The 12,708-nt window shown below is 63.3% G+C and carries 12 protein-coding genes; 1 reads left to right on the top strand and 11 read right to left on the bottom strand.

The features are described 5' to 3' along the window. Positions 1 to 80: 80 nt before the first annotated feature. The 7 genes from AB0O97_RS01000 to AB0O97_RS00970 all read right to left on the bottom strand — a co-directional run bounded on the left by AB0O97_RS01000 (position 81) and on the right by AB0O97_RS00970 (position 7,901). Complete coding sequence (locus AB0O97_RS01000; protein WP_363878975.1) at positions 81 to 890, bottom strand: CoA ester lyase; 810 nt, start codon at positions 888 to 890, stop codon at positions 81 to 83. Positions 891 to 998: 108 nt separating this feature from the next. Further along, entirely contained in the window at positions 999 to 1,565 is a 567-nt protein-coding gene (locus AB0O97_RS00995) for a MaoC family dehydratase (RefSeq protein WP_363878972.1), read from the bottom strand. Beyond that, positions 1,562 to 2,215: a CoA transferase subunit B gene (locus AB0O97_RS00990; protein WP_363836542.1), complete on the bottom strand. Its 654-nt coding sequence runs from the start codon at positions 2,213 to 2,215 to the stop codon at positions 1,562 to 1,564. The genes AB0O97_RS00995 and AB0O97_RS00990 overlap by 4 nt, the downstream gene beginning before the upstream one ends. A gap of 2 nt (positions 2,216 to 2,217) precedes the next feature. Continuing rightward, positions 2,218 to 3,015, bottom strand: coding sequence for a CoA transferase subunit A (locus AB0O97_RS00985; RefSeq protein WP_363836544.1), 798 nt, complete (start codon positions 3,013 to 3,015; stop codon positions 2,218 to 2,220). A gap of 21 nt (positions 3,016 to 3,036) precedes the next feature. Then, positions 3,037 to 4,200, bottom strand: a complete 1,164-nt coding sequence (locus AB0O97_RS00980) for an acyl-CoA dehydrogenase family protein (protein ID WP_363836546.1) — start codon at positions 4,198 to 4,200, stop codon at positions 3,037 to 3,039. A 2-nt stretch (positions 4,201 to 4,202) separates the two neighbouring features. Next, positions 4,203 to 6,284 carry a biotin carboxylase N-terminal domain-containing protein gene (locus AB0O97_RS00975; protein ID WP_363878969.1) on the bottom strand — a complete coding sequence of 694 codons (2,082 nt, stop codon included), beginning with the start codon at positions 6,282 to 6,284 and terminating at the stop codon, positions 4,203 to 4,205. A gap of 9 nt (positions 6,285 to 6,293) precedes the next feature. Further along, the gene (locus AB0O97_RS00970) at positions 6,294 to 7,901 is read right to left on the bottom strand and encodes a carboxyl transferase domain-containing protein (protein ID WP_363878967.1); all 1,608 of its coding nucleotides are present in this window, start codon (positions 7,899 to 7,901) and stop codon (positions 6,294 to 6,296) included. A gap of 100 nt (positions 7,902 to 8,001) precedes the next feature. Between AB0O97_RS00970 and AB0O97_RS00965 the strand changes: the two genes are divergently transcribed. Continuing rightward, positions 8,002 to 8,598, top strand: coding sequence for a TetR/AcrR family transcriptional regulator (locus AB0O97_RS00965; RefSeq protein WP_363878964.1), 597 nt, complete (start codon positions 8,002 to 8,004; stop codon positions 8,596 to 8,598). A gap of 167 nt (positions 8,599 to 8,765) precedes the next feature. Here the strand turns inward: AB0O97_RS00965 and AB0O97_RS00960 are convergent, their stop codons facing one another. From AB0O97_RS00960 to pdhA, 4 genes are all read right to left on the bottom strand, one after another. Further along, positions 8,766 to 9,134: an SPW repeat protein gene (locus AB0O97_RS00960; RefSeq protein WP_363836553.1), complete on the bottom strand. Its 369-nt coding sequence runs from the start codon at positions 9,132 to 9,134 to the stop codon at positions 8,766 to 8,768. A gap of 112 nt (positions 9,135 to 9,246) precedes the next feature. Continuing rightward, the gene (locus AB0O97_RS00955; RefSeq protein ID WP_363878961.1) at positions 9,247 to 10,575 is read right to left on the bottom strand and encodes a dihydrolipoamide acetyltransferase family protein; all 1,329 of its coding nucleotides are present in this window, start codon (positions 10,573 to 10,575) and stop codon (positions 9,247 to 9,249) included. A gap of 1 nt (position 10,576) precedes the next feature. Then, positions 10,577 to 11,587: an alpha-ketoacid dehydrogenase subunit beta gene (locus AB0O97_RS00950; RefSeq protein WP_363836557.1), complete on the bottom strand. Its 1,011-nt coding sequence runs from the start codon at positions 11,585 to 11,587 to the stop codon at positions 10,577 to 10,579. Then, positions 11,584 to 12,696: a pyruvate dehydrogenase (acetyl-transferring) E1 component subunit alpha gene (gene pdhA, locus AB0O97_RS00945; RefSeq protein ID WP_363878958.1), complete on the bottom strand. Its 1,113-nt coding sequence runs from the start codon at positions 12,694 to 12,696 to the stop codon at positions 11,584 to 11,586. Before pdhA ends, AB0O97_RS00950 begins: the two co-directional genes overlap by 4 nt. Positions 12,697 to 12,708: the final 12 nt, after the last annotated feature.

The following is a 12,708-nucleotide window of genomic DNA, read 5'->3' as shown; positions in this document are numbered from 1 at the left end:
CAGCTGCTGCGCTAGCGATGAGGAAAAAGTGACCATTGCCTGCGCTAGCGTCTGTAGGGCAATAGTTGGGAGCGTTGGAACTACAGTCCGGCGCGGCTTAAAGTTTGCCGTGCGTGGAGGAGGATTGGACCGTCCACCATCTGGCCCTCGAACGCAAACACACCCGTGCCCGCTGCGTCCGCGGCCGCCAACAACTCCCGGGCTGCGGCAACCGCAGCATCGGAGGGCCGGTACGCGTCCCTGACCACGGCAACCTGCGACGGGTGGATGCACGCCTTCGCGCCAAAGCCGCTGGCCACCGCGTCCTCGGATTCCTCGGCCAGCCCGTCGAGGTCGGCAAAGTCGGCATAGATGGAGTCAATCGCAACCTTCCCGGCAGCCCCGGCCGCCAGCAGCAGCTGCGAGCGCGCCTGCATGGCGACTGCCCGGTAGGCTCCGGTGCGCGGCCCGGAAGTGAAGCGGCTCGAGGTTCCACCCAAGGAGGCCACCAGGTCCTCTGCACCCCACATCAGGGCCACAACGTTCGGCAGCTGCGCCAAGGCGGGCGCCGCAAGGATGCCGGCCGCGCTTTCGCACAGCGCCACCACCGTGAAGTCCGCGAGCGCCGCGACGGCGTCGGGATCGGCGGCCTTCGCCACCATGATGGTCCGGAACGGGCTTAGCTCCAACGCGGCGAGGTCCAAGGCGGCGTCCGGGGTGTCCAGGGCGTTGATGCGCACCATGGTGGTTGCCGGATCCAGCCCGCTGGCAACCATGTGCTCCCTCGCCTGCGCCTTGGCCTCCGGGGCCACCGCATCCTCGAGGTCGATGATCACGGCATCGGCGCGGTCGGCCGCTTTGGCAAACCGCTCCGGCCGGTCCGCAGGGGCGAACAGCAAGGCGGGGCCCATGGTGAAGTGCTGGCTCTCAGAAATCGTGTGCTCCTAAAATTTGATGGAATCGGGTGGTGCGGGCAGGCAGCCTGGTGCCGGCCCATCGGGGTGGTGCGGGCAGGCAGCCTAGTCCTGCTCGGTGGGCAACAGCCAAAAGAGTGCGCTCCTGCTGGCTTTTCCAACCACGACGCCGGACTGGTTCCGCCCGATATGTTCCATCACCACAATCCCCTGTCCTGGCCGGGATGCCGAAAGCCGCTTTTCCACCACCACAGTCTCGGTGTACAAGGTGTCGCCATGAAACAGCGGGTGCGGGAAGGAAATATCGGTCATGCCCAGCTGGGCCACGATGGTGCCCTGCGTCAGCTGGGCCACGGACTGGCCCACCATGGTGGACAGCGTAAACATGGAGTTCATGAGCCTTTGGCCGAAAGGCTGCTCGGCACTCCAGGCGGCATCCAGGTGCAAAGCCTGGGTGTTCATGGTCATGGTGGTGAACTGCACGTTATCTGCCTCCGTCATGGTGCGCCCGGGCCGGTGCTGATACACCGTACCAAGCTGCAACTCCTCGAAGTACAGTCCTCGCTGCAGCACCACTTTGGGGTTGGCGGGGGGCTGGGTCTCGACAGGCCCAGCCACCGGGGCAGCGTGAACCGCTGGGTCCTTCGGGTAAGCGGCGTGTCCCTCACTCATACGTTGTCCACATCATGCATCTCCAAGTTCAACGGGGCTCCCGTGGCAGCCACAATCTGCTCCACTGTGACATCCGGAGCCAGCTCCTTCAAAACCAGACCATCGGCTGTCACCTCAATGACGGCTAGGTCGGTGACGATCAAATCCACACACTTCCTACCTGTCAGCGGCAAGGTGCACTCGGAGACGATCTTGGGAAAGCCGTCCCTATCGGTGTGTTCCATCATGACAATGAGCTTCTTGGCACCGAACACCAGGTCCATGGCACCACCCATACCCTTGACCATCTTTCCCGGGATCATCCAGTTGGCCAGGTCCCCGTTGGCGGCAACCTGCATGGCGCCCAACACGGCGACATCCACGTGGCCGCCGCGCACCATGCCAAAGGACAGCGCCGAATCAAAGAACGCGGCACCCTTGTTCACGGTGACGGTTTCCTTGCCGGCATTGATCAGATCAGGGTCGACGTCGGACTCGGCCGGGTAGGGTCCCGTCCCCAAAATCCCATTCTCGGAATGCAGCACCACCTCCACCCCGGCAGGAATGTAGTTGGGGATCAGCGTGGGCATGCCAATCCCTAAATTCACGTACTGCCCGTTGTGTAGCTCCTGCGCCACCCGAGCGGCCAGTTCATTGCGTGTCAGTGCCACGGTTACGCTCCCTGTGCGGTTGTTGAGACGTTCGACGCCGGTTCCGTCACGGTGCGCTTTTCAATGCGCTTCTCGCTACCGGGCGAACCGGCGGGTACGTGGACCACGCGCTGGACAAAAATGCCGGGAACGTGGATGTGTTCGGGATCCAACTCCCCCGGCTCCACCAGCTCCTCCACCTCGGCAATGGTGATCTTCCCGGCCATGGCGCACAGCGGGTTGAAGTTCATGGCCGTTGCGTGGAAGACCAGGTTCCCGTGACGGTCACCCTTCCACGCGTGCACCAGCGCAAAGTCCGGGGTGAGCGATTCCTCCAGCACAAACTCGTCCGTCCCAAAGGTGCGCACCTCCTTGGGTGGCGAGGCAATCGCAACCCCGCCGGCGCCGTCGTACTTGCGCGGCAGGCCACCCTCGGACACCTGGGTGCCCACACCGGCGGCCGTGTAGAAGGCGGGGATGCCGGCACCACCGGCCCGCAACTTCTCCGCAAGGGTTCCCTGCGGGGTCAGTTCCACCTCGAGCTCGCCGGCGAGGAATTGGCGGGCGAATTCCTTGTTCTCCCCCACATAGGAGGAGATGGTGCGGCGGATACGCCCGTCGCTGAGCAAGATGCCAAGTCCCCAATCGTCCACGCCGCAGTTATTGGAGATGGTCTCCAAACCGGAGGTTCCGGCGTCGTGCAGTGCTTGGATGAGCGCCACGGGGATGCCGCACAGGCCAAAACCGCCGACGGCAAGCGAGGCACCATTGTGGATGTCGTGGATTGCGGCGGCCGGGGATGCAACTACTTTGTTGATCATGGCGGGTGCCTTTCGGGTGGCTTAGAGGCCCAAGTCGCGGGCAATGAGCATCAGCTGGACTTCCGTGGTTCCTTCGCCGACCTCCAGAATCTTTGAATCGCGGTAGTGGCGAGCCACAGAGAATTCATTGATGAAGCCGTAGCCGCCGAATACTTGTGTGGCGTCACGGGCGTTGTCCATGGCTGCCTCACTTGCGACCATCTTAGCGATGGCGGCTTCGGTCTTGAAGGGCTTACCGGCGAGCATGCGCGCGGCGGCGTCGTAATAGGCCAGTCGGGCCACGTGGGCGCGGGTCTGCATGCGGGCGATCTTGAAGGAGATGCCCTGGTAGTGGCCAATGTTGTGCCCGAAGGCGCTGCGCTCTTTGGCATAACGGACTGCCTCATCCACGCAGCCTTGGGCCGCTCCGGTTGCCAGTGCTGCGATGGCAATGCGGCCTTCATCCAGGATGGACAGGAAGTTCGCGTAGCCGCGGCCGCGCTCCCCCAGCAGGTTTTCCTCCGGAACGCGGGCTCCGGCAAAGGTGAGCGGGTGGGTATCGGAGGCGTTCCAGCCCACCTTGTTGTAGGCCTTTTCCACCGTGAAGCCGGGGGTGCCGTTGGGCACGATGATGGTGGAGATTTCTTTCTTCACCGAGCCGTCCGGCCGCTCCGAGGTGCCGGTGACAGCCGTGACAGTGACGAACTTGGTGATGGACGTGCCGGAGTTGGTGATGAACTGCTTGGAACCGTCGATGACCCACTCGCCGTTCTCGACCCGAGCCTTGGTGGCCGTACCGCCGGCGTCAGATCCGGCGTCGGGCTCGGTCAGACCAAAGCCTGCGAGCGCCGCACCGCTGGTCAGCTCCGGCAGCCACTGCTCTTTCTGCGCCTGGGTGCCGAAGCGGTGCACGGGCATCGCCCCGAGCGAGACTCCGGCTTCGAGGGTGATGGCCACCGACTGGTCCACGCGCCCCAGCTGTTCCAGCGCCAGGGACAGGGCGAAGTAGTCTCCACCCATGCCACCGAATTCTTCCGGGAACGGCAGCCCGAACAGGCCCAGCTCGCCCATCTGTGCCACAACCTCGTAGGGGAAGCTGTGTTCCTCGTCGTGCTTGGCGGACACCGGAGCCACCACGGTGTCAGCAAATTCGCGCACCATGTCGCTGAGGGCCTGGTACTCGTCGTTGAGTTCAAAATTTGGCACTGTCATTCCCCTTCAGGAGTATCTTCTTGGATGCTTGCAACAATTTGGTCAGCCTTGACCAGCCCGCCCACCGCGACAGCAATATGCACTATCCCGGCCATGGGAGCCATGATTTGGTGTTCCATCTTCATGGCCTCCACCGCCAGCAGCACAGCACCGGCCTCGACCCGGTCGCCCGTGGCCGCATTGACCACTGTGACGGTGCCGGGCATGGGGCTGCGCAGCTGCGGATCGGCCGCGGCGTCCGTCCGCTCCAGCCCGGCCAGCATACGTGCCGTTGCTTGGTCCCGGTCGAGCCTTTCCAGCGCAACACTCCAGCCGCCGGATCCCAGGAACACGGTGTCTCCGGACATGGCCACGCTGTAGCCCTCGAACGATCCGTGCACCTCCTGTGCTGCCTCACCCAGTCCGGTGACATGGACGACGCCGGGACCTTCGGTGCCGCTGTCGCCTTCCGTCCCGCTGACCGTCACCACGCCGGTGCGCCCGGGTGCCGCGAACGTCATTCGCCACGGTGCGGGATCGCCGATGCGCCAGTTGTCGGTGCGGGCCCACAGGGATGCCGCCGACTCCGTGCCAAGTGCATTGGGCTTCGCGGCATCACCTGCCCGGGCCACGAGTGCCGCGGCGGCGTACTCGTCGGCGGACACGGTGCGGAAAGCCATGTCGGGGAGTTTACGTTCGATCATGTTGGTGTCGAGGCGGCCAGCTTGGACATCGGGATCGGCCAACAGCAGGCGCAGGTATTCAACATTGGTGGGGACACCGAGAACCACGTAGTCGCGCAGGGCTGCATCGAGGCGCTCAAGAGACTCGGCCCTGTCGGTACCCCAGGCGATGACCTTAGAGAGCATGGGATCGTAGTGCGCCGAGATCTCCAAGCGGCGGGCCAGCGAAGAGTCCACTCGGACGCCAGGACGCGATGTCACGGACTCATCCAGCACCACCACGGTTCCGGTGGCAGGCAGGAATCCTTCGGATGGCTGTTCAGCGTAGACGCGTGCCTCAACAGCATGGCCCTCAAGCGTGACATCGGCTTGGCCGAAGTCGAGCTTCTCCCCAGCGGCGATGCGCAGCTGCCACGCCACCAGGTCCAGGGCCTCGCCCCGGACGCGGGCCACCATCTCGGTGACGGGGTGTTCCACCTGTAGGCGGGTGTTCATCTCCATGAAGAAGAACTCACCGGGGTTGTCATTGGAGACAAGGAATTCAACGGTCCCGGCACCCGTGTAGTTGACACTGGCTGCCGCATCGCAGGCTGCGGCGCCAAGGCGCGCACGGATGGCAGCACCGTCCGCCAACCCTGAGAGCAGGGGCGAGGGTGCCTCCTCGATGACTTTTTGGTGGCGGCGCTGCAGCGAGCATTCGCGCTCCCCGAGGTGAACCACGTTGCCAAAATTATCGCCGAGGATCTGCACCTCTATATGGCGCGGATTGGCCACCAGACGTTCCAGAAACAAGGTGTCATCGCCAAACGCGGCCGCTGCCACACGTCGGGCCGTGGCCAGCGTGGCCGGCAGCTCCTCCGGAGTGAACACGCTGTGCATGCCTTTGCCGCCTCCCCCGGCGGAGGGTTTGATGAGCAGCGGGTAGCCAATGCCCGGAGCTGCCGCAATCAAGTCAGCATCCGTGAGCCCGGGTTCGGAGATGCCCGGCACCACGGGGACGCCGGCTGCGGCAACATGGTTTTTGGAGCGGATCTTGTCGCCCATGACGTTCAGGGCCTCAATGTTGGGGCCGATGAACGTGATGCCAGCATCGGCCACGGCCTGAGCGAACTCCAGGTTTTCGGACAGGAAGCCGTAGCCGGGGTGGACGGCTTGGGCGCCAGTGCCACGGCAGGCGGCGAGGACGGCCGCAATACTGAGGTAGCTTTCGGACGCCGCGGCGGGACCGATGCACACGGCTTCGTCCGCTTCACGCACGTGGCGAGCTCCGGCGTCGGCCGTTGAATAAATGGCAACCGAGCGGATGCTTTTTTCACGCAGGGTGCGGATGACGCGGCAGGCAATCTCGCCGCGGTTAGCGACCAGGACAGTATCAAAAGGGGCGGTGTCAACTAGAGGTGTCGCAGGGGAAGTCATGAGCTCACATCACATTCTGAAGAGGCCGAAGGCGGTCTCGGGCAGCGGGGTTCGGGCGCACACGTCAAGGGCCAGGCCTAGAACGGTGCGGGTATCGGCGGGGTCGATCACGCCGTCGTCCCAGAGCCGGGCGGTGGCGTAATAGGGGTTACCTTGGTCCTCATACTGGGCCAGGACCGGCGCCTTGAACTCTGCTTCGGCCTCGGCGGACCAGTCTTCACCGCGTTTTTCCAGCTGCTCACGTTTGACGGTGGCCAGTACCGAGGAAGCCTGATTGCCGCCCATGACGGAGATGCGCGAGGCCGGCCAGGTCCACAGGAACCGTGGGCTGTAGGCGCGCCCGCACATGGAGTAGTTGCCGGCGCCGAAGGATCCGCCCACAATGACCGTCAGTTTGGGCACGCGCGCTGTGGCAACGGCCGTGACCATCTTGGCGCCGTGCTTGGCAATGCCGCCGTGTTCGTAATCCTTGCCCACCATGAAACCGTTGAGGTTTTGTAGGAAGATCAGGGGAATGCCGCGCTGATCGCACAGTTCAATGAAGTGCGCCCCCTTCAGCGCGGATTCGCTGAACAGCACGCCGTTGTTGGCCACGATGCCCACGGGGTGCCCGTGCAGTGTGGCGAAGCCGGTGACCAGTGTGGTGCCGTAATTCTTCTTGAATTCGTGGAACTTGCTGCCATCCACAATCCGGGCGATGATCTCGCGGATATCGTAGGGCGTGTTCAGATCCGTGGGGACGGCGCCGTAGAGCTCTTGCGGGTCGACGGCGGGACTCACCGATTCCTGTATGGCCCACGCCGGTGCCGGGTTGGGCGGCAACGTGGCCACAATGTCGCGGATGATGGACAGGGCATGCTCGTCGTTCTCCGCCAGATGGTCCACGACGCCCGAGATTCCCGCGTGCACCTCACCTCCACCGAGTTCCTCGGCCGTGACGATCTCACCAATCGCTGCCTTCACCAGCGGCGGGCCGCCCAGGAAAATGGTGCCCTGGTTGCGCACAATGACGCTCTCATCGCTCATCGCTGGCATGTACGCGCCGCCCGCCGTGCAGGAACCCATGACGGCGGCAATCTGCGGAATCTTCCGGGCAGACATTTGGGCCTGGTTGAAGAAGATCCGACCAAAGTGTTCCTTGTCCGGGAACACCTCATCTTGTTTGGGCAGGAACGCGCCTCCTGAGTCCACCAAATAAATGCAGGGCAGCCTGTTTTCCAGCGCAATCTCCTGCGCTCGCAGATGCTTCTTCACCGTCAATGGGTAGTAGGTGCCGCCCTTGACCGTGGCGTCATTACAGACCACCATGACGTGGCGGCCTTCAACCACACCAATGCCAGCGATGACACCGGCACCGGGGGACGCGCCGTCGTACATGTCATGGGCCGCCAGCGGGGAAATCTCCAGGAACGGGCTGCCTTCATCGAGCAGGTGCCCAATCCGGTCCCGGGGCAGCAGCTTCCCGCGCGCCACATGCCGCTGGCGAGATTGCTCCGGACCGCCGCGAGCCGTCACCCTCAGCCGCTCGCGCAGCTCCGCCACCAAGGCGCGCTGCCCAGCATCGTTACGAGCGAACGCCTCTCCGGCGGGCTCTATCTGGCTCTGCAAAGTCTCCATCGACCCTCATCTGCTCCGTGAGCGTTACACTAAGTTAATAACCACTAACTGAGTTTCAGGTTAGTCTTTCTATTCTGTGATGTCCAGCACAGGGGGAGCCATGAGTTCACAACCAACCACAGCCCGCACGCAAGCCAAGGCCGAACGCCGCTCCGTGCTGCTGCGATCCGCCGCGACCTTGTTCGCCCAGCGCGGCTTCAATGGCGTCTCGATCGAGGACCTGGGCGCCGCAGCCGGCGTCAGCGGACCCGCCGTCTACCGGCACTTCGACGGCAAACAGGCACTGCTGGGCGCCCTGTTAGTGGAGGTCAGCGAGGACCTCCTGACCGGGGGCCGCTCCGTTCTCAATGCCACGCACGACGACGCTGCCTCCTTGCGAGCACTCGTGGCCTTCCACGTTGACTTCGCGCTGAGCAAACCTGACGTTATTCGGGTCCAGGATAGAGATTTTGACAGCTTGGGCGCTGCCGACAGGTCCGCGGTGAGGTCCTTGCAGCGTGCCTATGTTGAGTTGTGGGTTGAGGTTTTAGGCCGGCTCTTCCCGGAGCGGGCCGTGACGGTGCGCCGCCTGCAAGCCCATGCGGTTTTCGGCCTGATCAACTCCACCCCGTACAGCGTCCGCATTCACGGCGAGCAAGACGCCACGGCCCGGCCGGTACTCGAAGCCATGGCGTGGGCGGGGTTGACCGGGGTCTAGCGCGGGCGGCCCACCGGGCAGGGCGCCTACTTAGACCTCCGCGACCGGGTCCTTTTTCGCGATTCGAGGCACTACGCCCGCCAGCACCGCTGCAACCACCAGCAGCGCCGAGCAAGCTCGGCGCTGCTGGTTTTACATGTGGTTCTCACCTGCGGGTTAGCGGAGAATTAGTGCGCCGCTACTCCCCCGTGGTGACCTTCGGAATGCCCGTGCATGCTTGGCGCCAGAGCGAGCACCCCAACAATTACGGCCACGCCGCCGGCAATCCAGGACGTCCAGGCGGCACCGCTGTGTCCCGTGTAGCCAACAAGCCACGGGGAAACAAACAACAGTGCAGCTAGGACAATCTGCACCCATTCGCCCACTGGTTGCCCGGGGCTCATCAGGTTCCAAACGCCAGATGCCATCAGCAGTACGCCGCAACCAATCATCATGACCATGGATCCGGCCTGCTGAGTTGTCCACAGTGTTGACAGAGCAGCAAACAAACCCGCGATCACGGCAACATAATCTTGCCAGCGATTCCACGTCTTCATCGATACCAACCTCCTTAAGAGTTGGCTCCCACAATGGGGGTCACTTAAAATATACGTCCGTGACTACCTGCGGAACCATAGCCCTAAGGTTGCAATACTTACCCCAAAAGGCTTAGCCCAAAACCAACGCCATCGCGGGGTCGGCCATCATGGCGCCGACATCCGCTAGGAAGCGTGATCCCTGCGCCCCGTCCACAAGCCGGTGATCGAAGGAAAGGCTCAACGTCATAACCTGCCGCAGGGCAATTCCACCTTCGTGTTCCCATGGCACGCGACGCACCGCACCGAGGGCCAAAATGCCAGCCTCACCCGGGTTCAAGATGGGCGTTCCGGCATCGATCCCAAACACGCCAATGTTGGTAATGGAGAAGGTGCCGCCCGCCAGATCCGTCGGTGGGGTCTTCCCGTCCCTGGCCGTCTTCGCCAAGTCACCCAACGCCACGGCGAGCGCGCGCAGCCCCAGATCCTGCACATCCTTGATGTTGGGCACCAGTAATCCACGGGGCGTGGCGGCGGCAATGCCCAGGTTGAGGTAGTTGTACGTGACAACCTCCCCGCGCTCCTGATCCCACCGCGAGTTCAGCGCCGGCTGCCTGGCAATAGCCAGTGTCACTGCCTTGGCGGCTAGCGTCAGCGGGGTGACCTTGACGCCGTCGAACTCCTTGAACGTGCGCAGCCTAGCGAGGAAATCCATCCCGGCAGTGACGTCGACTGTCAGAAATTCGGTGACGTGCGGAGCCGTGAAGGCACTCTCCACCATGGCCTGCGCCATGAATTTGCGGACCCCCTTGATGGGTGTGCGCACCTCCCGCAGGCTTGGCGCCTGGCCTTGAGCGGACGACGCCGGACCCTCCACCGGGCTCCCGGCACCTTGGGACTTGTCCCTGGCAAAGCTGACCACGTCCTCGCGGGTGATCAGTCCCTTCTCGCCGGTCCCTGTCAAAAGTTCCAGCTCAATCCCAAGATCCCGGGCCAGCTTGCGCACCGGCGGTGTGGACCTAGGCCGATCGGCCTGCATCCGGACATCCGGGGCCTCCGCCTCATGGGAAGTCGCTGTGTTAGAAGCAAATGCTCGTGACCGCCGCGCAGGACGTGCAGAGGTTTCCGGATCAGCACCATAGCCAACAAGCGTAGGTACCCGCTTCGGGGCTTCCTCGGTTTCGGGCTCGGTTCCCTTCGCAGGTGAGGAACCACCTGCCGGACCAGCCACCTCGAAGGCGATGATGACTTCACCAACCTCCACCATGGTGCCGGGCTCATGGGTGATGGCCGTGACCACGCCAGCATAAGGCGAGGGCAGTTCCACCACGGCCTTGGCCGTTTCTACTTCACCCAGAACCTGGTTCAGCGTCACGGTGTCCCCTACACCCACCTGCCAGCTGACAATTTCAGATTCCGTGAGGCCCTCGCCCAGGTCGGGGAGTTTGAATTCAGCGATCATGTTAGTCCTCCATGCCGGTCTGTGAGTTGGTGCGCCCCAAGGCGCGGTCTACGCCGTCGAGTATCCGGTCAAGGTCCGGGAGGTGGTGCTTTTCCAACTTGGACGGCGGGTACGGGATATCGAATCCGGTGACGCGAACCGGCGCACTTTCCAGGTAGTTGAAGCAACGCTCGGTGATGGTCGCGGCAACTTCAGCCCCGAGTCCCATGGTCCGCCCGGCCTCGTGAACAATCACGAGCCGCCCGGTGCGTCGCACTGATTCCAGCAGCGTTGGGTAGTCAACGGGCGAGAGGGAACGCAGATCGATGACCTCGATTGAGATTCCTTCATCGGCCGCTGCACTGGCAGCATCCATGGCCGTTTTCACCATGGGCCCGTAGGCAAGCAAGGTGACATCGGTGCCGGCGGAAACAACACGCGCTGAACCCATGGCGGGTGCGGCAGATAGCGGTGCAGCCAGGTCCACTTCGCCCTTGCTGTGATAGCGACGTTTGGGCTCGAAGTACAGGACCGGGTCATCGCTGGCGATGGCTTGGCGCAGCATGGTGTAGGCGTCCTGCGGACTGGAGGGACTGATGACGCGTAGCCCCGAGGTGTGCACAAAATAGGCTTCCGGCGATTCCGAGTGGTGCTCCGGGGAGCCAATGCCGCCACCAAAAGGTACGCGGATGGTCAGCGGCATCCGCACCTGACCATGGGTACGCATGTGCAGCTTGGCCACCTGGGAGACGATCTGATCGAACCCCGGGTAAATGAAACCGTCGAACTGAATCTCGCACACGGGCCTAAAACCCCGGTAGGCCAGGCCCACGGCAGTGCCGATGATGGCCGATTCCGCCAGCGGAGTATCGATGACGCGGTGGGAACCAAAGTCCTTCATCAAACCGTCGGTGACGCGGAAGACTCCACCCAAGGTGCCAATGTCTTCCCCTAAAAGAACCACCTTGGGATCGTCTTCCATCGCCTTGCGAAGTCCGGCGTTGATGGCCTGGGTCAGGCTCAGCTTGCTCATGATGCGCTCCCTTCGAAAGAGCTCAGGTACCGCCGGTACTGTTCGCGTTGGCGATCGAGTACAGGATGAGGATCTACATAAACGTTTTCAAAGGAGCTCATGGGTTCCGGGTCGGCAAGGTTGATGCAGCCATCCCGTAGCTCGGCGGCCACAGCGTCAGCCTCCGCTGCGATCGCGGCCTCAGTTTCGGCGTCGAGCATTCCAGCATTAAGAAGGTAGGTCCGCAGGCGGGAGAGCGGATCCTTGGCGGCCCATTCCTCCAGTTCGGTGACGCCGCGGTAGCGGGTGGGGTCATCGGCGGTGGTGTGCGGGCCCATCCGGTAGGTGACAGCTTCGATGAAGCTGGGGCCTCCGCCAGTGCGGGCGCGGCGGGCGGCCCAGCGAGTGGCGGCTAGCACGGCCAGGACGTCGTTGCCGTCCACTTGCAGGCTGGGAATGCCGTAGCCGGGGGCGCGGCCGGCCAGCGGGAGGTGCGATTGCAGGCCCACGGGTTCGGAGATGGCCCAGTGGTTGTTTTGGCAGAAGAAGACCACAGGTGCTTGGAAGCTGGCTGCGAAAACCATGGATTCATGGACATCGCCCTGGCTCGTGGCGCCGTCACCCAAGTAGGCGATGGACAAGGACTCCTTGCCCTCCATAGCAATTCCCATGGCGTAACCAGTGGCGTGCAATGTCTGAGCGCCGATGATGATTTGCGGGGTGGCCATGTTGAATTCGTGCGGGTCCCAGCCGGTATTGGCGCTGCCACGCCAGGTGCTCATGATGCCGGCAAGGTTGGCGCCGCGGATGTAAGCGACACCGTTTTCGCGGTAGGTGGGGAAGATGAAGTCTTCCGTTTCAAGGGCACGGACGGAGCCAATCTGAGCCGCTTCCTGTCCCAGCATGGGCGGCCACAAGGCCAGCTGCCCTTGGCGCTGGAGTGCTGTGGCTTCGAAGTCGATGCGACGGATGACTAGCATGTCGCGGTACAACCCACGGAGCATTTCATTGTCAACATCGCTGACAAACTCATCCAACAGCTCATCACTGGTGCGCTCCCCCGTAGCCGTAATGAGTTGGTGCATATGCATGCCTGCAGGGACCGGGGTCCCATGGCGCGAATCATTCATGGCGCTCGCCTC

The organism is Specibacter sp. NPDC078692, from assembly GCF_040686835.1.
Lineage (GTDB): Bacteria > Actinomycetota > Actinomycetes > Actinomycetales > Micrococcaceae > Specibacter.
The sequence above is the reverse complement of the archived record's forward strand: the minus strand, read 5'-3'. Positions and strand labels throughout refer to the sequence as shown.

Excerpts from the sequence above, each read along its gene's own strand:
- AB0O97_RS01000 (WP_363878975.1), bottom strand. The coding sequence starts at position 890 with ATGGGCCCCGCCTTGCTGTTCGCCCCTGCGGACCGGCCGGAGCGGTTT.
- AB0O97_RS00995 (WP_363878972.1), bottom strand. The coding sequence starts at position 1,565 with ATGAGTGAGGGACACGCCGCTTACCCGAAGGACCCAGCGGTTCACGCT.
- AB0O97_RS00985 (WP_363836544.1), bottom strand. The coding sequence starts at position 3,015 with ATGATCAACAAAGTAGTTGCATCCCCGGCCGCCGCAATCCACGACATC.
- AB0O97_RS00975 (WP_363878969.1), bottom strand. The coding sequence starts at position 6,284 with ATGACTTCCCCTGCGACACCTCTAGTTGACACCGCCCCTTTTGATACT.
- AB0O97_RS00970 (WP_363878967.1), bottom strand. The coding sequence starts at position 7,901 with ATGGAGACTTTGCAGAGCCAGATAGAGCCCGCCGGAGAGGCGTTCGCT.
- AB0O97_RS00965 (WP_363878964.1), top strand. The coding sequence starts at position 8,002 with ATGAGTTCACAACCAACCACAGCCCGCACGCAAGCCAAGGCCGAACGC.
- AB0O97_RS00960 (WP_363836553.1), bottom strand. The coding sequence starts at position 9,134 with ATGAAGACGTGGAATCGCTGGCAAGATTATGTTGCCGTGATCGCGGGT.
- AB0O97_RS00955 (WP_363878961.1), bottom strand. The coding sequence starts at position 10,575 with ATGATCGCTGAATTCAAACTCCCCGACCTGGGCGAGGGCCTCACGGAA.
- AB0O97_RS00950 (WP_363836557.1), bottom strand. The coding sequence starts at position 11,587 with ATGAGCAAGCTGAGCCTGACCCAGGCCATCAACGCCGGACTTCGCAAG.
- pdhA (WP_363878958.1), bottom strand. The coding sequence starts at position 12,696 with ATGAATGATTCGCGCCATGGGACCCCGGTCCCTGCAGGCATGCATATG.